This window comes from Microbacterium aurantiacum (assembly GCF_040532595.1).
Lineage (GTDB): Bacteria > Actinomycetota > Actinomycetes > Actinomycetales > Microbacteriaceae > Microbacterium > Microbacterium chocolatum_B.
The window spans coordinates 74,508-91,080 of the sequence record NZ_JBEVYX010000001.1 but is presented as its reverse complement, the minus strand read 5'-3'; the positions used below and the strand labels follow the sequence as shown (position 1 = coordinate 91,080).

Here is a 16,573-nt window from a genome sequence, read left to right as displayed (position 1 = left end):
GTCTCCCGTTCACCCGCGCGATGCCCGCGTGAGGTCCACTTCGGACATGAGGGGCGCCGGTACGCTCTTTCGGGTATCCGGGGGAGCGGTCATCGTGGGTGTCGTCCTGCGCGCGCTGCTGGCCCGTCAGGCAGCCGTCGCGCGCCGGCGCATCGGGAAGCCGCTGGGGGAGGACTCGATCGACGCGGACCGCGAATGGGGATCGCGGCGCGGCGGCGCGCCCCTGCACCTGGTCCTCCTCGGCGATTCCATCGCCGCGGGGCTCGGTGCATCCCGGCCCAAGGAGACCCTCGGCGGTCGACTCGCGAAAGGCATCTCGCGCGCGATGGACCGACCGGTCCGGCTGCACACCCTCGCCCGGGTCGGATCGGAGTCCTCGGCGCTCGTTGATCAGCTCGCGCGCCTGCCGCGGGAGATCCGACCGGATGTCGCGGTGATCGTCGTCGGCGGCAACGACGTCACCCACCGAAGGCCGGTCGCGCAGTCCGCCGCGCACCTCGCCGAGGCGGTCCGTCGTCTGCGGGGCGACGGCGTCCCGGTGATCGTGGGCACGTGTCCCGATCTCGCGGCGCTGCGTCCGGTGCCTCAGCCGCTCCGCACCCTCGCGGGCCGGATGTCGCGGCGCCTCGCGCGCGCGCAGACACGGGAAGCGGCACGCGCCGGGGGCGTGCCGGTGTCGTTGCGCGCGACGGTCGGACCCGTCTTCCTCGCCCACCCCGAGGAGATGTTCGCGATGGACCGGTTCCACCCGTCGGCGGCAGGGTACCGGCGTACCGCGGAGGCGATGGTCCCGGCGGTGATCGAGGCCCTCCGCGACGCACGGGTTGACGAGAGGCGACCGGTGCCGGTTGGCTGAGGCGATGGGCTCCGATCTCGACTCCTCGACCTGGCTCCGCGTCGACGCCTACCTGTCGGCACTGCTCGTGGGGGTGGATCCGGCCTTGGAGGCCGCCGTCGCCGCGCAGCGGGCGGCGGGCCTGCCGGCCATCGAGGTCGCCCCGGTCAACGGGAAGTTCCTGCACCTGATGGCCCGGATCGCCGGAGCGCGACGCATCCTCGAGATCGGCACCCTCGGCGGCTACTCGACGATCTGGCTGGCCCGGGCGGTCCCGCCCGATGGCCTCGTGATCTCTCTCGAAGCAGAGCCCGCCAACGCGCGACTGGCCCGGGCGAACCTCGAGCGGGCCGGTGTCGGCGCGCGGGTGGAGATCCGCGAGGGGCGAGCGCTCGATGTGCTGCCGACACTGTCCGGAGAGGACCCGTTCGATCTCGTCTTCATCGACGCCGACAAGGAGTCCAACGCCGCCTACCTCGACTGGGCCGCGCGTCTGGGCAGGCCGGGCACCGTGGTGATCGTCGACAACATCGGGCGCGGAGGAGCGATCGCGGATCCCACGGTGTCGCGATCGGACGTCGTGGGCACACGGCAGGGGCTGGAGGTCCTCGCGCGCGATCCCCGTTTCGACGCCACCGCGCTGCAGACGCTCGACGGCAAGGGATACGACGGCATCGCCGTCGCCCTGGTGGTCTGACCCTGCGACGGGGGCTCCGCGCCTCTAGAGTGGAATCGGACCGATGACGTTCCGGCTACCACCCACCCCACGACATCACCCCTCCACGACACAAGGAGTCACCCAGTGGCATTGATCGAGGCTGTAGGCGCACGCGAGATCCTCGACTCGCGCGGAAACCCGACCGTCGAAGTGGAGGTGCTCCTCGATGACGGTGTCGTCCAGCGCGCCGCGGTGCCCTCGGGCGCATCCACGGGCGCCTTCGAGGCGTACGAACTCCGAGACGGAGACAAGAGCCGCTACTCGGGCAAGGGCGTCCTCAAGGCCGTCGCCGCCGTCATCGACGAGCTCGGTCCCGCCATCGAGGGCGTCGAGGCCAGCGAGCAGCGCGTCGTCGACGAGATCCTCATCGAGACCGACGGCACCGACAACAAGTCCCGCTGCGGGGCGAACGCCATCCTCGGCGTGTCGCTCGCCGTCGCCAAGGCCGCGGCGGATGCCGCCGACCTGCCGCTGTTCCGCTACCTCGGCGGACCGAATGCGCACGTGCTCCCCGTTCCGCTGTTCAACGTCATCAACGGCGGCGAGCACGCGGACAACGGCATCGACTTCCAGGAGTACTTCCTCGCTCCCATCGGCGCTGAGACCTACTCCGAGTCGCTGCGCTGGGGCACCGAGATCTACCACGTGCTCAAGGGCGAACTGAAGGCTGCCGGCTTCAACACCGCGCTCGGGGACGAGGGCGGCTTCGCCCCCGACCTGCCCAGCAACCGCGAAGGCCTGGACTTCCTGATGAAGGCGATCGAGAAGGCCGGCTTCACCCCCGGTCGCGACATCGCCGTCGGCCTCGACGTCGCCGCCACCGAGTTCTTCTCGGACGGCGTCTACACCGTCGAGGGCAAGGCCTGGTCGGCCGACACGCTCACCGACTACTTTGCCGATCTCGTCGCGAACTATCCGATCGTCACAATCGAGGACGCCCTCGCCGAGGACGACTGGGATGCCTGGAAGTCTCTCACCGAGGCCATCGGCTCCAAGGTCCAGCTGGTGGGCGACGATCTGTTCGTGACCAACCCCGAGCGCCTGCAGCGCGGCATCGACCTGGGCGTCGCGAATGCGCTGCTGGTGAAGGTCAACCAGATCGGCACGCTGTCCGAGACCCTGGACGCCATCTTCCTGGCCACCCAGAACGGCTACCGCTCCATGCTGTCGCACCGTTCCGGCGAGACCGAGGACACCACGATCGCGGACCTCGCCGTGGCGGTGAACTGCGGACAGATCAAGACCGGTGCGCCTGCGCGCAGCGAGCGGGTCGCGAAATACAATCAGCTTCTGCGCATCGAAGAGGAGCTCGGCGACGCGGCGGTCTTCGCCGGTCGCGGAGCGTTCCCCCGGTTCACGGGCTGACGCGCGCCGACAGTCGTCTGAGAGGGGGAGCCGTGGTGGACACGACGGCTCCCCCTTCTCGTTCCCCCCGGTCGCCGCGCCGCGGCGGGCGACCCCGACCGGACGTCCGCGCCTGGCTGACCGGCATCCGCACGTCCGGATTCGCCGCGATCATGCTCGGACTCGTGGTCCTCGCGGCCTTCGTCCTCGTCCCCACCATCGGCACCTATCTCGACCAGCGTCAGCGCGTCGCCGCCCTCGAGGCGGCCGTGGAGCTCGGCGAGGAGCGTGTGGCGGACCTCGAAGCGCAACGGGAGCGCTGGACCGACCCCGCCTACATCACCACCCAGGCGCGCGAGCGGCTGTACTTCGTCGCCCCCGGCGAAGTGGTCTACCTCATCGACAACGACCTGCCTCCGCAGGACGTCCCGCGGGAGCCGGATGCCGTCAGCGACGAGGTGCAGACGACCGAGACCGAGTGGATGGGGCAGATGATGAGATCGCTCACCGAGGCCGGGCTCTCGCGCACGGTGAGCGGGGCACCTTCACCGTGAGCCGCGGCGGGGTTCGTCCTTCCCGGAACCCCCGGCTACCCTCGAAGGCGTGACCACGCCCCCCTTCGCGCCCCTGAGCGACCGCGACCTCGTCGTCCTCCGTGCACAGCTCGGCCGGCCCGCGCGCGGTGCCGTCGGCGTCGCCGCGCGCTGCGTGTGCGGCAACCCCACCGTCGTGGCCACGTCGCCCCGCCTGCCGGACGGCACCCCGTTCCCCACGTTCTACTACCTCACCCATCCGGCCGCGACCGCGGCCATGTCGACCCTCGAGGCGACGCAGGTGATGCCCGAGCTCGCCGATCTGCTCCGGGACGACGATGTCGCCGAGGCGTACCGCGCGGCGCACCGGGCCTACCTCGCTGACCGGACCCTGTTCGGCGACGTGCCGGAGATCGACGGCGTGTCGGCCGGAGGCATGCCCACGCGGGTGAAATGTCTGCACGCGCTCGCGGGGCACGCCCTCGCCGCCGGTCCCGGGGTCAATCCCATCGGCGACCTCGCCCTCGCGCGCTCCAGCTGGTCGCCGACGGTCTGCGTGTGCGCGGAACCGGGGCCGGGCGGATGAGGGCCGTGTGGCGCGGGATCGCGGGCGGCGTGGTCGCCGCCGCACTCGCTGCCACGCTCGCCGTCGCCCCGGCACACGCTGCCACCGACCCCACCCCGTCTCCCACGCCGACCTCGGTGGACCCCGTGCGGGACGCGCAGTACTGGCTCGCCGACTACGGCATCGAGGACGCGTGGCGGACCACTCGCGGCGCCGGGGTGCGCATCGCCGTCATCGACACCGGCATCGGTCGCGGGCCGGTGGAGTTCCAGGGAGCCGTGGTGGCCGGGACGGACGTGTCCGGGATCGGCTCCGCCGACGGTCGCACGCCGATCGGCGCCGTCGACGGCAACCACGGCAGCTGGGTCGCCTCCCTGGCGGCGGCGCGGGGGACCGGACCGGGCACGGGCATGATCGGCGTCGCCCCCGAGGCCGAGCTCCTGGCGGTGTCGGTCGGCTTCGGCTCGGCGGCGACCGTGCCCTTCGTGGAGCAGATCGCCGAGGCGATCCGGTGGTCGGTGGACAACGGGGCCGACGTGATCAACATGTCCCTCACCACGAACACCCCCGACTGGGATCCGAGCTGGGACGACGCCTTTCTCTACGCCTTCGAGAACGACGTGGTGGTCGTGGTCGCCGCCGGCAACCGCGGCAGCGGCACGACGGCGGTCGGCGCGCCCGCGACCATCCCCGGCGTGCTGACCGTCGGCGGTGTCGACCCACGGGGTCGGGCGAGCGTGGAAGCGTCCACGCAGGGCATCACGATCGGGGTGGCGGCCCCCAGCGAGCGCCTCCTCGGCGTCTCCGCCGACGGCCGCGTGGTCGTCTGGGACGGCACGAGCGGTGCGGCGCCGATCGTGGCGGGGGTGGCGGCGCTCGTGCGCGCCGCCCACCCCGAGCTCGACGCCGCCAATGTCATCAATCGCATCGTGTCGACCGCCCGCGCGGTCCCCGGCGCGGAGCAGCCCGTCGACCCGCTCTACGGTCGCGGACTGGTCGACGCGGCCGCCGCCGTCCGCGCGGAGGTGCCGGCGGTCACCGCGAACCCCATGGGAAGCCTGTCCGAGTGGATCCGGCTGTACCGTCGCGCCGACAGCGGCCCGGCCCCGAGCGTGCCCAGCGAGCCGGTGGAGATCGAGCCCCTTCCCCCGGCGGATGCTGCGGAGCGCCCGGTGTCCCCCCTCCTGCCGACCGGGGAGACGGTGCTCTACGGGACCCTTCCGCTGACGCTCCTCACCACCACCGCTATACTGTTCACGCTCGGCGTCACTGCAGCTGTCCGACGCATCCGATTGGCGTCCCGGACGCCGAGCCGCTGACACCCGAGGAGTACTTCCCACCGTGACGAACACCGTGCCCAAGATCCTGATCGTCGGCGGCGGATATGCGGGCTTCTACACGGCGTGGAAGCTCGAGAAGCATCTGCGCAAGGGCGAAGCCGAGGTCACCGTCGTCGACCCGCTGCCCTACATGACCTACCAGCCGTTCCTTCCCGAAGTGGCGGCCGGCTCCATCGAGGCGCGACACTCGGTCGTGGCGCTTCGTCGACACCTGTCGAAGACGAAGGTCGTCGCGGGCAAGGTCACCGGCATCACCCATGCCGACAAGACCGCCACGATCACCCCCGCGGTCGGTGAGCCGTACCAGGTCAGCTACGACCAGATCGTCGTCACGGCCGGTGCGGTCTCGCGGACCTTCCCCATCCCGGGCATCGCCGACAACGCGATCGGGCTGAAGACGATCGAGGAGGCGGTCGCCATCCGCGATCGTCTGACGGCGAACTTCGACAAGGCCGCGCTGGTGCCCGCGGGTCCTGAGCGCGACCGCCTTCTGACGGTCGTCGTCGTCGGCGGCGGCTTCGCCGGTATCGAAGTCTTCGCCGAGCTGCGCTCCTACGCCTCGGCGCTTCTGAAGAAGTACCCCGAGCTGCGCTTCGAGGACACCCACTTCCACCTGGTCGAGGCGATGGGGCGGATCATGCCCGAGGTCTCGCTGAAGACGAGCGAGTGGGTGCTCAAGAACCTCGCCGAGCGCGGCGCTCTGGTGCACCTCGACACCCAGGTGAAGGGGGCCGTCGACGGCAACGTCGAGCTCTCGACCGGCGAGACGATCCCGAGCGATCTGATCATCTGGACCGCCGGCGTGATGGCGAACCCCACCGTCGTCCGCGGCGGAGACCTGCCCGTCGAGGAGCGCGGTCGCATCAGCGCCCGCGCCGACCTGCGGGTGGGCACCGCCGAGGCGCCCGTCGAGGGCGCCTGGGCCGCCGGTGACGTCGCGGCCGTCCCCGACCTCTCCGGCGGCGGCGTGGGGGGCTTCTGCGTGCCCAACGCCCAGCACGCGGTGCGGCAGGCGAAGCTGCTCGCGAAGAACCTGGTGGCAGTCCTGCGCGGCGAGGAGCCGAAGGAGTACGTCCACAAGAACCTCGGAGCGGTGGCGGGTCTCGGCATCGGCATCGGCGTCTTCCAGTCCGGCAAGATCGCGATCAAGGGGCTTCCGGCGTGGTTCGCCCACCGCGGCTACCACGGTCTCGCGATGCCCTCGTGGGAGCGGAAGTTCCGCGTGCTCTGGGGCTGGTGGAACAACTTCTGGCTCGGCCGCGACATCGTCAACCTCTCCACGGTGCAGAACCCCCGGTACGTGTTCGAAGAGTTCGCCGCGCGGCCCCGTCCGGCCCAGCCCGCGGTGACGCCCCCGGCCGAGCCCCGCGACCAGGGCAAGATCGCGGACCAGCCCGAGAAAGTCGACGCCGACAAGGCCGCCGCCGCCGGACGCTGAGGATGGCGTGACCGCGTCGGACGACCGGCGCCCCCGTAGCCCAATCGGCAGAGGCGGGCGACTTAAAATCGCCGCAGTGTGGGTTCGAGTCCCACCGGGGGCACGCACGGAGCCGCTGCGGCTCTAGGGTGGGTCCGATGAGACTCGACCTCACCACCGGGGAGCCCTCGGATCCCGTGTGGGACGACGCCCCGCGGTATTGGGCGGCATTCTCGCGCGCCGTCGCGGACCTGCCGGCCCCGGTGGCGGCCGTGCACCGTGAGGCGCTCCGCCACAACGCGCTGGACCTCGTCGTCCGCGCGGCGGGGGTGCCCATCCGGATCGCGACGAAGTCGGTGCGCTCCCGCGACGTCCTCGCCGCGGTCCTGGCGATCCCGGGGTACCGCGGGCTGCTCGCCTACTCCCTCTCCGAGGCGCTGTGGCTCGCGGCCGATCACGACGATGTCGTGGTCGGATACCCGACCGTCGACCGGGCTGCCCTCGCACAGCTCGCCGTCGATCCGGTCGCCGCCGACCGGATCACCCTCATGGTCGACGACGTGGCTCAGCTGGATCTCATCGATGCGGTGGTCGCGCCGACCTCTCGGGAGCAGATCCGTCTCGCCGTCGACGTCGATGCGTCCTGGCGTCATCCCGTCCTCGGGCACATCGGTGTCCGGCGTTCGCCCGTCCACGAGCCCACCGAAGCGGAGCGGTTGGCGCGGATGATCGTCGACCGACCCGGGTTCCGGCTCGCGGGTCTGATGATGTACGAGGCTCAGGTGGCCGGGGTCGCGGATGCCGGATCGGCGGCGATCCGGTGGATGCAGCGCCGGAGCGTCGCGGAGCTCCGGGACAGGCGGGCCGAGGTCGTGGCCCGCGTCGCCGCGGTGGCACCGGTGGAGTTCGTCAACGGCGGCGGCACCGGGTCGTTGGAGTCGACGGCGGCCGACTCCGCGGTCACCGAGGTCACCGCGGGCAGCGGTCTGCTCGCCGGTCACCTCTTCGACGGCTACCGTGGCTTCCGCCCCGCCCCGGCGTCCGCCTTCGCCGTGGACGTCGTGCGGGCGCCGACGCACGGGGTCGTCACCGCCCTCGGCGGCGGGTGGACGGCATCGGGTCCGGCCGGTCTCTCTCGACTGCCGATTCCGGTGTGGCCGGAGGATCTGCATCTCCTCCCACATGAGGGTGCCGGGGAGGTGCAGACCCCGGTCGCCGGTGACGGGACCGCCTCCCTCCGCGTCGGATCGAGGGTGTGGTTCCGCCACGCCAAGAGCGGCGAGCTCTGTGAGCGCACCGACCGTCTTCACGTCGTGTCGGCGGGGCGTGTCGTGGCCGAGGTACCGACGTACCGGGGCGAGGGACGGTCGTTCGCATGACGCGTCCGGGCGGCCGGTGGCAGAACTGGGGCCGGACCGAACAGGTGCGTCCGCGCCGCGTCGAGCGGCCCTCCTCTGTCGGCGCGGTGCAGCGGGCTGTCCAGTCCGCGGCGCGACGAGGACTGCGGGTCAAGGCGGTCGGCGCCGGACACAGCTTCTCGGCGATCGCCGTCGCGCCCGACGTGCTCCTCGATCTGGACGACCTCGCCGGGCTCGTGTCCGTCGACCCCGAGCGGGGGCTCGCGACTTTCGCGGCGGGCACGCGTCTGCACCGGGTCCCCGCGCTCCTCGCGCCCTATGGCCTGGCGATGGAGAACCTCGGTGACATCGATCGTCAGAGCATCGCCGGCGCCATCAGCACCGGCACGCACGGCACCGGCATCCGGTTCGGGGGGCTCGGCAGTCAGGTCGCCTCCCTCGCCCTGATCACTGCGGATGGGGAGCGCATGACCGTGGGGGAGGGCGACGGAGATCTCCTCGACGCGGTCGCGGTCTCGCTCGGTGCCCTCGGGATCATCGTCGAGGTGACCCTGCGGTGCGTCCCCGCGTTCGTGCTGGCAGCCCGGGAGAGCCCGGAGCCCCTGCACGAGGTGAGCGAGGATCTCCTCGCACGGAGCGCGGCTTCCGATCACTTCGAGTTCTACTGGTTCCCCGGCACGGATCTCGCACTGACGAAGACCCAGCAGCGGCGCTCGGCCGACACCCCCACCCGTCCGCTGTCGCCCGGCGCGCGCGTGTGGGAGGACGTCGTCGTCGGGGGCGTCCTCCACCGCATCGCCTGCGCCACGGGGGCACTGGTTCCGGCGAGCGTGCCCGTCCTGAACCGCGTCTCGACGCGGGTGTGGGGAGGCCGGGAGTTCTCCGATGCGTCCGCGGCCGTCTTCGCGACGCGACGCTCGGTGCGCTTCGCGGAGATGGAGTACGCGCTGCCGCTGCACCGGCTCATGCCGGCGTTCGCCGCCGTGCGCGAAGAGATCCGGCGGCGCGGGTGGCGGATCTCCTTCCCGATCGAGGTGCGCACGGCGGCAGCGGACGCCGCGTGGATGTCGACGTCGCACGGCCGCGAGACCGGCTACCTCGCCGTCCATCGCTACTGGCGCGAGGATCCCGTCCCCTACTTCGCCGCGGTCGAGGAGATCCTCCTCGCCGAGGGCGGCCGGCCGCACTGGGGGAAGATGCACTCGCTGGATGCGGCGGGGCTGGCACCGCGCTATCCCCGGTTCGCGGACTTCGTCGCGGTGCGGGACCGGTGGGATCCGCGCCGGACGTTCTCGAACCCCCACCTCGAGCGGATCCTCGGTGGGTAACGGCTGGGAGTCGCAGCGCGCACTTCGGCGCCGAGGGGCGCCTGGCTAGGATGAAGGGAAACCTCGAACGGAGTCTCGCGCTATGTGGGAATGGCTGATCCCTGTGCTGGTCGTGGTGGCGCTGGTCGTCATCGCCGGCATCTACCTGTGGGCGACCTACAACTCGCTGGTCCAGCTCAACGTGCGCGTCGATGAGGCCTGGAGCGACATCACCGTTCAGCTGAAGCGCCGGGCCGACCTTCTTCCCAACCTCATCGAGGCGGTCAAAGGCTACGCCGCCCATGAGAAGGCCGTCTTCGAGAACGTGACCCGTGCACGCGCCGAGACGCTCACGGCGTCCGGGCCCGCGGACGCCGGTGTCGCCGAGGGGCACATGCAGCAGGCACTGAAGTCCCTCTTCGCGGTCGCGGAGGCGTATCCGCAGCTGCAGGCGAGCCAGAACTTCCTCCAGCTGCAGCAGGCGATCGTCGACACGGAAGACAAGATCCAGGCGTCACGGCGCTTCTACAACGGCGGCGTGCGCGAGCTGAACACCAAGATCAAGGTCTTCCCCAACAACCTCTTCGCCCGCAACCTCGGCTTCCACGAGCGGGAGTTCTTCGAGGTCGTCGACGGCGCGGCGATCTCCGAGCCGCCTCGCGTGCAGTTCTGAGCCTCGTCACCACACCGTCAGCGCGACGCCGTCCGCGGTGACCTCCGCCGTCCCGCGCAGCGACCACGTATCCGACCGGTAGGTGACCGTGCGGGGAGCCCCGGCGGCATCGGCGCCCTCCGCGGTCACCACCAGGATGCCTCCCGACGCGAGGAAGGTCTCGCCCGCGAGATCCTCGAGCTGCGGCATCCGCTCGATCCGGAACCGCAGCTCCTCGAGCTCCGCCATGTCGGCGGGCCAGGGGATCCGCATCCCGCAGTTCTCGGGCGAGCTCGTCGCGGGTGCCGTGCAGCGCCCGGCGTACTCCTCGACCGCCCGCTGCGCCGCTGCGAGAGCCGCGTCGTTCGGAGCGGCGTCGACGGTGACGTCCTGATCGGTCCCCGGGAACACCGTCGCCTCCACCGCCCCGTCCAGGAGCTCGGAGGGTTCCGCAGTGACGGTGTACCGAGCGGGGAAGAGGAGCACGTCGGCGTCCGACGCCACCGGCGCGCCGCCGACCCGGGCGCCGTCGCCGCGCGTCGTCTGCACGCGGAGCGTCCCCCATATGCCCGCGGCCACGCGCCACCCGTCCGCGCCTTCGATGACCTCCAGATGCCCGGTCTCGGTGCGCTGTCCCAGCCGGATGGTCAGGTCGAACGACGCTCGCGTCCCCGCCCGATCGACGAGGACGACCTCGGCGCTGTCGGGGACCTGGTCGGCGCCGGTCAGGGCCTCGGCTGCGGCGTGCGCGGCCTCCGGCACCGCATCGACGAGGGCGAGCGCCGCGGGCCCGTCTCCCGCTGTCAGCGCATCGGCGAAGGCGCGTGCGACGTCCTCGGGTGATTCGGTCCGGGGCGTGAGCACCGCGACGAGCACCGCCCCCACGAGCGCCAGCGCGACGACGCCGGTCGCGGCGAGGACGACGATCGATCTGCGCTGCACGGGTTCACGCTAGCAACCGGGTGAGGGCGGGGGAGAGTCCATGTCCGATCCGGCATGCGGCGCGCCTAGACTGGCGGGATGGACGGCTCCGAGGACCCGCGACGCGGTTCGCTGTTCGACGCCTTCCGGGATCGACGTCGCATCGTCTCGACGGACCTGACGGACTCGATCCCGCGCGGGCTCCGCATCGCGACCGCGTACTCGTGGCGCTTCCTGCTGATCGCGGCCGCCATCGGCGTCGGAATCTGGCTCGTCATCCAGCTGAAGCTCCTGGTCATCCCGCTCCTCGTCGCGATCCTGCTCAGCGCGCTGCTGTGGCCGTTCTTCACGCTCATGCTCCGCCACCGCTTCCCGCGCTGGCTCGCGATCGTGATCTCGCTCCTCACCACGATCGCCGTCGTCTCCGCCCTCGTCTGGCTCGTGGTGTGGCAGATCAGTCGTGAGCTGCCGCGCGTGCAGGTGCGCACCGTAGAGGCCTTCGAGAGGTTCCGCCAGTACCTCATCGACGGACCCCTGCACCTCACCTCCCAGCAGATCGACGACCTGCTGGGGGAGGGATGGCAGTTCCTTCAGGACCAGGCGTCCGTCGTGTGGTCGGGAGCACTGGCGTTCGGGACGACGGTCGGCCACGTCGGCGCGGGGGCGCTCCTGGCCGCCTTCATCCTCATCACGCTCCTCGCCGACGGCGGCGGGATCTGGAAGTGGACGCTCCGCCTGTTCCCGCGGCGCGCGCGCGTCCCCGTGGACGGGGCCGGACGCGCGGGCTGGCGGACCGTGGTGATGTACGCGCGCACTCAGCTTCTCGTCGCCACCATCGACGCGGTCGGCATCGGTCTCGGAGCGTTCCTCCTCGGGGTGCCTCTGGCGATCCCGATCGCCGTGCTGGTCTTCCTCGGCGCCTTCGTGCCCTTCGTCGGTGCGATCGTCACCGGTGCCATCGCCGTGTTCATCGCGCTCGTCTACAACGGGCCGTGGATCGCGTTGTGGATGCTCGTCGTCGTGCTGTTCGTCCAGCAGGTCGAGAGCCACATCCTCCAGCCGATCCTGATGGGCGCTGCGGTCAAGGTCCACCCGCTCGCGGTCGTGCTCGTCGTCGCCGGCGGCGCCATGATCGCGGGGATCCCCGGAGCGCTGTTCGCCGTGCCCCTCGCCGCCTTCGTCAACGTCGTCGCGGTCTACCTCGGATCGCGCGCCTGGGAGTCGGGCCACGCCCCGCAGGGCGATCTCATCTGGAGCACCGTCCCCCGAGCCAGGAAGGGCCGTTCGTGAACGCCACGATCCCCGTGCTCGCCGACTTCGCGGATGCCGCGCGCGTCCTCGACGGCGTCATCGCCCGCACGCCCCTCGACGAGTCGCTCCACCTGAGCGATCTGCTGGGGGTGCCGGTCCACCTGAAGCTCGAGAACCTGCAGCGCACGGGGTCCTTCAAGATCCGCGGAGCCACCTACCGGCTCTCGCGCCTGACCGAGGAAGAGCGCGCTCGCGGCGTGGTCGCGGCATCCGCGGGCAACCACGCACAGGGGGTGGCTCTGGCCGCCAAAGCGCTCGGCATCCCCGCGACGATCTTCATGCCGCTCGGCGTCCCGGTGCCGAAGCTGCTGGCGACCCGGGGCTACGGTGCGGACGTCATCCTGGAGGGGGCGACGGTGGAGACGCCGTTGCGCCTTGCCGCAGACTTCGCCGAGCGCACGGGCGCGGTCTTCATCCACCCCTTCGACCACCCGGACGTCATCGCCGGCCAGGGGACGCTCGGACTCGAGCTGATGGACGATCTGCCCGACCTTGACACGATCGTCATGAGCATCGGCGGAGGCGGTCTCGTGGCCGGAGTCGCCGCGGCCGTGAAGGCGCGTGCGGCGGCGGAGGGGCGACGCATCCGCATCGTCGGCGTGCAGGCGGAGAACTCCGCCGCCTATCCGACGTCGTTGACCGCGGGACACCCGGTCGAGGTGCAGACGCGCCCCACGATCGCCGACGGGATCGCGGTGGCGCGTCCGGGAGACCTGCCCTTCTCGATCATCCGCGACCACGTGGACGAGGTCGTCACCGTATCCGAGGACGACATCGCGCGGGCGCTGCTGGTGCTCCTGGAGCGCGCCAAGCAGGTGGTGGAGCCCGCGGGCGCGGCCGGCGTCGCGGCGATCCTGGCCGGGAAGATCCGCGCGGAGGGGCCGACCGCCGTCGTCCTCTCGGGCGGCAACATCGACCCGCTGCTGCTGCAGCGGGTGGTGGCCCACGGTCTCGCGGCGTCGGGACGGTACATGACCCTCCGCATCCCGCTGCCGGACCGCCCCGGGCAGCTGGCGCGGGTGTCGGAACTCCTCGCCCTCGCGGGAGCGAACGTCACCGAAGTGCTGCACACCCGCCACGGCCAAGGGCTTCAGATCAGCGAGGTGATCCTGCAGCTGAGCGTGGAGACGCGGGGCGAGGAGCACCGCGCGCACGTCATGGACGTCCTGCGCCAGGCGGGCTTCGATCCGATCGTCGTCCCGGACTGACCGGTCGGCGCCTCAGCGATGCGCGCCCGGGGTCACTGGCCGGCGTAGGTCTCCACCTTGACGACCTCGACGGCGATCTCGCGACCGTTGGGCGCGGTGTAGGAGGTCGAGTCGCCCTCCTTCAGGCCGAGGATCGCCGCGCCCAGCGGCGATGCCTCGCTGTACACGTCCAGGTCCGAGCCGGATGCGATCTCGCGGTTCCCGAGGAGGAAGACCTCTTCGCCGCCGGCGACGATGGCCGTCACCACGGTGCCGGGCTCGACGGTTCCGTTGCTCTCCGGCGCGTCGCCGACCTTGGCGGACTTCAGCAGGCCCTGGAGCGTGCGGATGCGCGCCTCCTGCTTGCCCTGCTCGTCCTTCGCGGCGTGATAGCCGCCGTTCTCCTTGAGGTCGCCCTCCTCACGAGCGGCCTCGATGCGCTTGGCGATCTCCTCGCGGCCGGTCGTCGAGAGGTGTTCGAGCTCGGCGACGAGACGGTCGTAGGCGTCCTGCGTGAGGAAGGTCACGGGGGCATCGCTGGACACGTCTGACTCCTTCGATAGGCGGCTGCTGCGCGATATGTCAAACGCCCCGGACCGGCCGGGGCGTGGGATCGAGCGCAGTGCCGTCAGACTACGTCACCCAGCAGTCGTTGACAAAACCCGTCGTCGCCTCGGACACCGTCCGCACGCTCTCCCGGAAGGCCCGCGCGTGCTGCTCGGTGGCCCCGTACTCCACGATGCGCCAGCCGACGACCCCGTGCTCCTCGTCCTGCGCCTCGAGCGCGCACGCGATGGATCGACCCGGCGGTGCGGTGAGCTGGAAGTCGATGGTGACCCGACCGTCGTCCTCGACGACGAATCCGGTGGAGCGGACGTCGATCGCGTCGATGCTGCCGGCCACCACGGTCCATCCGAGGAGGCCCGCGAGGACGGCGCCGACGGCGACGGCGCCGCCGATCGCCCACCGGGACGATGCCGTGCGGCGGCGCCCGTAACGCTGATCGAGCTGTTCCTGAGTGGTCATGGTGGTCCGTCGGGAGAATAGGCTGGGAGTTCCAGATTAGGCGCTTTCGCGCACCCGGGTCCGCGGCACAGCATCTGCCCCGGACGGAAACGGACTCCCATGCATCTCGCGCTCGCCCTCCTTGCGGGCACCTCCGTGACCCCGATCCCCGTGCCGACGGTCGACCCCGAGCTGGTGACGCCGGGCCCGTGGGGCTTCGGCATCATCGTGTTCGTCACCGTCGCCGTGGTCCTTCTCGCCGCGGACATGACCCGCCGGATCCGCCGCGGCCGCGTGCGCGCCGACATCCAGGAGGAACTGGACGCGGAGGAGGCGGAGCGGAAGACGCGCGCGGACCGCGACGATCAGGCGTTGTAGGCCGGCTGGAGCGCGATCAGCAGGCACGCCGTCCAGTGGCAGAGGAATGCCAGGACGGTGCACACGTGGAAGATCTCGTGGAAGCCGAAATGCCCGGGCCACGGGTTCGGGCGCTTCAGGGCGTAGACGACCGCACCGGCCGTGTACAGCAGACCGCCGACGGCGACGAGGATCATCATCGCGGGGTTGGCGCGGAAGAGGTCGCCGAGATACATCACGGCTGCCCACCCGAGCAGCAGGTAGAGCGCGACGTAGAGCCATCGCGGAGCGTGGAGCCAGAAGACCCGGAACAGGATGCCGAGCAGCGCGCCGCCCCACACGAGCGACAGCAGCAGGATGCCCTGCTCGGGCGGCAGTGCGAGCACCGCGATGGGGGTGTACGTCCCGGCGATGAGCAAGAGGATGTTCGCGTGGTCGATCCGCTTGAGGGTCGCCCGGGTCCTCGGGCCCCAGGAGAAGCGGTGGTACAGGGCGGAGTTGCCGAAGAGCAGCAGGGACGTGGCCATGAAGACGGCCGACGACCACTTGGCCGCCGGACCCTGCGCCAGCGCGATCAGCACGATTCCCGCGGCGATCGCGACGGGGAACGTGCCGGCATGGATCCAGCCGCGCCAACTGGGCTTGGTCTCGGATGCCGCGTCGACGGCGGCGGCGTCCATGAGGGGGAGCACCGGAACCTCGGGCGCGGCGGGGACGCGCGGTCGTCGACTCATGACGCCAGAGTACGGCGCGCTCCATTCCGCCCGCGGTACATACTGAGTCCCGGAGTCGACGGCATTCGGTTCCACCCTGCGGATGCGCTCCCGGCGGGGTAGCGTAGGGGGGTGACGCGTACTCCGTCTAACGAGGGCAGAGGGCCCCTCTACCGGCTGTACATCAACCGTCTGCGACGCCGCCTCGACCCGGCATCCGTTCCCCATCATCTGGCGATGATGATCGACGGCAACCGGCGCTGGGCGCGCCAGCTGGGCTACGACTCGGCCGCGCACGGACACCGCGCCGGCGCCGCGAAGATGCGGGAGTTCCTGGAGTGGTGCGACGACGTCGGCATCCGGGTCGTCTCCCTGTACCTGCTGTCGACCGACAACCTGCGCAAGCGCGACTCGCGCGAACTGACGGACCTGATCGACATCATCGCCGAGCTCGCCGAAGCGCTCTCCCGTGAGCGCGACTGGCGGGTGCAGCACGTCGGACGCGCGGAGGGCCTTCCGCCGGATCTCGCGCGGGTGCTCGCCGACGCGTCCGAGCGCACGCGCGGCCACACCGGTCTCCACGTCAACCTCGCCGTGGGGTACGGCGGACGGGGCGAGATCGTCGACGCCGTCCGCAGCATCATCGCCCAGCACGGGACGACCGGGGGCTCCCTCGAGGACCTCGCGGAGAGCCTCACTCCCGAGCAGATCGGGGAGCACCTCTACACCGGCGGCCAGCCGGATCCCGACCTCGTCATCCGGACGTCGGGAGAGCAGCGCCTGAGCGATTTCCTGTTGTGGCAGAGCGCGCACTCGGAGTTCTACTTCGTGGAGGCGCTCGGACCGGATCTGCGCGAGGTCGACTTCCTCCGCGCCATCCGCGACTACGCCACCCGCGACCGCCGATACGGCAGCTGAGACGACCCGCGCCGCCGCGCGCAGCACCGTCGCGCCCGGTGATGCAGAGTTCATCTCCGCGTAACGATTCGCCCGCGTGTCGGATTCGGCGC

Annotated in this window: 18 protein-coding genes and 1 tRNA gene; 15 read left to right on the top strand and 4 right to left on the bottom strand. The window is 71.2% G+C overall.

The window, feature by feature from the left end; genetic code table 11:
* Positions 1-94: 94 nt before the first annotated feature.
* The 11 genes from ABXJ56_RS00475 (at position 95) to ABXJ56_RS00425 (ending at position 10,090) form a co-directional block, all read left to right on the top strand.
* Positions 95-856 carry an SGNH/GDSL hydrolase family protein gene (locus tag ABXJ56_RS00475; RefSeq protein ID WP_353997792.1) on the top strand — a complete coding sequence of 254 codons (762 nt, stop codon included), beginning with the start codon at positions 95-97 and terminating at the stop codon, positions 854-856.
* A 4-nt stretch (positions 857-860) separates the two neighbouring features.
* On the top strand, positions 861-1,532 hold the full coding sequence (locus ABXJ56_RS00470; protein WP_353997791.1) for an O-methyltransferase: 672 nt from the start codon (positions 861-863) through the stop codon (positions 1,530-1,532).
* 105 nt (positions 1,533-1,637) lie between these two features.
* The gene (eno, locus tag ABXJ56_RS00465) at positions 1,638-2,918 is read left to right on the top strand and encodes a phosphopyruvate hydratase (protein ID WP_353997790.1); all 1,281 of its coding nucleotides are present in this window, start codon (positions 1,638-1,640) and stop codon (positions 2,916-2,918) included.
* Between the two features lie 32 nt (positions 2,919-2,950).
* Positions 2,951-3,451, top strand: coding sequence for an FtsB family cell division protein (locus ABXJ56_RS00460; protein ID WP_353997789.1), 501 nt, complete (start codon positions 2,951-2,953; stop codon positions 3,449-3,451).
* 49 nt (positions 3,452-3,500) lie between these two features.
* A complete protein-coding gene (locus ABXJ56_RS00455) occupies positions 3,501-4,016 on the top strand; it encodes a DUF501 domain-containing protein (protein WP_353997788.1) in 516 nt (171 codons plus the stop codon).
* Positions 4,013-5,314 carry a S8 family serine peptidase gene (locus ABXJ56_RS00450; protein ID WP_353999931.1) on the top strand — a complete coding sequence of 434 codons (1,302 nt, stop codon included), beginning with the start codon at positions 4,013-4,015 and terminating at the stop codon, positions 5,312-5,314. Before ABXJ56_RS00455 ends, ABXJ56_RS00450 begins: the two co-directional genes overlap by 4 nt.
* A 34-nt stretch (positions 5,315-5,348) precedes the next feature.
* Positions 5,349-6,773 (top strand): NAD(P)/FAD-dependent oxidoreductase, encoded by a 1,425-nt coding sequence (locus tag ABXJ56_RS00445; protein ID WP_353997787.1) that lies wholly within the window; start codon positions 5,349-5,351, stop codon positions 6,771-6,773.
* A gap of 29 nt (positions 6,774-6,802) precedes the next feature.
* Positions 6,803-6,876: transfer RNA gene (locus ABXJ56_RS00440), tRNA-Leu, on the top strand.
* Positions 6,877-6,910: 34 nt separating this feature from the next.
* A complete protein-coding gene (locus tag ABXJ56_RS00435) occupies positions 6,911-8,131 on the top strand; it encodes an alanine racemase (protein WP_353997786.1) in 1,221 nt (406 codons plus the stop codon).
* Positions 8,128-9,438 carry a D-arabinono-1,4-lactone oxidase gene (locus ABXJ56_RS00430; RefSeq protein ID WP_353997785.1) on the top strand — a complete coding sequence of 437 codons (1,311 nt, stop codon included), beginning with the start codon at positions 8,128-8,130 and terminating at the stop codon, positions 9,436-9,438. The genes ABXJ56_RS00435 and ABXJ56_RS00430 overlap by 4 nt, the downstream gene beginning before the upstream one ends.
* Before the next feature lie 82 nt (positions 9,439-9,520).
* The gene (locus ABXJ56_RS00425) at positions 9,521-10,090 is read left to right on the top strand and encodes a LemA family protein (protein WP_353997784.1); all 570 of its coding nucleotides are present in this window, start codon (positions 9,521-9,523) and stop codon (positions 10,088-10,090) included.
* A gap of 6 nt (positions 10,091-10,096) precedes the next feature.
* Here the strand turns inward: ABXJ56_RS00425 and ABXJ56_RS00420 are convergent, their stop codons facing one another.
* Positions 10,097-11,011 carry a hypothetical protein gene (locus ABXJ56_RS00420; RefSeq protein WP_353997783.1) on the bottom strand — a complete coding sequence of 305 codons (915 nt, stop codon included), beginning with the start codon at positions 11,009-11,011 and terminating at the stop codon, positions 10,097-10,099.
* Between the two features lie 78 nt (positions 11,012-11,089).
* On the opposite strand from ABXJ56_RS00420, the gene ABXJ56_RS00415 reads away from it, so the two are divergent.
* Both ABXJ56_RS00415 and ilvA read left to right on the top strand, forming a co-directional pair.
* Positions 11,090-12,280: an AI-2E family transporter gene (locus tag ABXJ56_RS00415; protein WP_353997782.1), complete on the top strand. Its 1,191-nt coding sequence runs from the start codon at positions 11,090-11,092 to the stop codon at positions 12,278-12,280.
* Positions 12,277-13,509, top strand: a complete 1,233-nt coding sequence (ilvA, locus tag ABXJ56_RS00410; protein WP_353997781.1) for a threonine ammonia-lyase — start codon at positions 12,277-12,279, stop codon at positions 13,507-13,509. The genes ABXJ56_RS00415 and ilvA overlap by 4 nt, the downstream gene beginning before the upstream one ends.
* A 32-nt stretch (positions 13,510-13,541) precedes the next feature.
* Here ilvA and greA read toward each other — a convergent pair whose 3' ends face one another.
* Positions 13,542-14,033 carry a transcription elongation factor GreA gene (gene greA, locus ABXJ56_RS00405; RefSeq protein ID WP_353997780.1) on the bottom strand — a complete coding sequence of 164 codons (492 nt, stop codon included), beginning with the start codon at positions 14,031-14,033 and terminating at the stop codon, positions 13,542-13,544.
* Between the two features lie 88 nt (positions 14,034-14,121).
* Positions 14,122-14,514 carry a DUF4307 domain-containing protein gene (locus ABXJ56_RS00400; RefSeq protein ID WP_353997779.1) on the bottom strand — a complete coding sequence of 131 codons (393 nt, stop codon included), beginning with the start codon at positions 14,512-14,514 and terminating at the stop codon, positions 14,122-14,124.
* A gap of 99 nt (positions 14,515-14,613) precedes the next feature.
* Between ABXJ56_RS00400 and ABXJ56_RS00395 the strand changes: the two genes are divergently transcribed.
* Entirely contained in the window at positions 14,614-14,871 is a 258-nt protein-coding gene (locus ABXJ56_RS00395) for a hypothetical protein (protein WP_353997778.1), read from the top strand.
* Here the strand turns inward: ABXJ56_RS00395 and trhA are convergent.
* Positions 14,859-15,584: a PAQR family membrane homeostasis protein TrhA gene (trhA, locus tag ABXJ56_RS00390; RefSeq protein ID WP_353997777.1), complete on the bottom strand. Its 726-nt coding sequence runs from the start codon at positions 15,582-15,584 to the stop codon at positions 14,859-14,861. The two genes, ABXJ56_RS00395 and trhA, sit on opposite strands and share 13 nt — an antisense overlap.
* 111 nt (positions 15,585-15,695) lie before the next feature.
* Between trhA and ABXJ56_RS00385 the strand changes: the two genes are divergently transcribed.
* Positions 15,696-16,481: an isoprenyl transferase gene (locus ABXJ56_RS00385; RefSeq protein ID WP_353997776.1), complete on the top strand. Its 786-nt coding sequence runs from the start codon at positions 15,696-15,698 to the stop codon at positions 16,479-16,481.
* Positions 16,482-16,573: the final 92 nt, after the last annotated feature.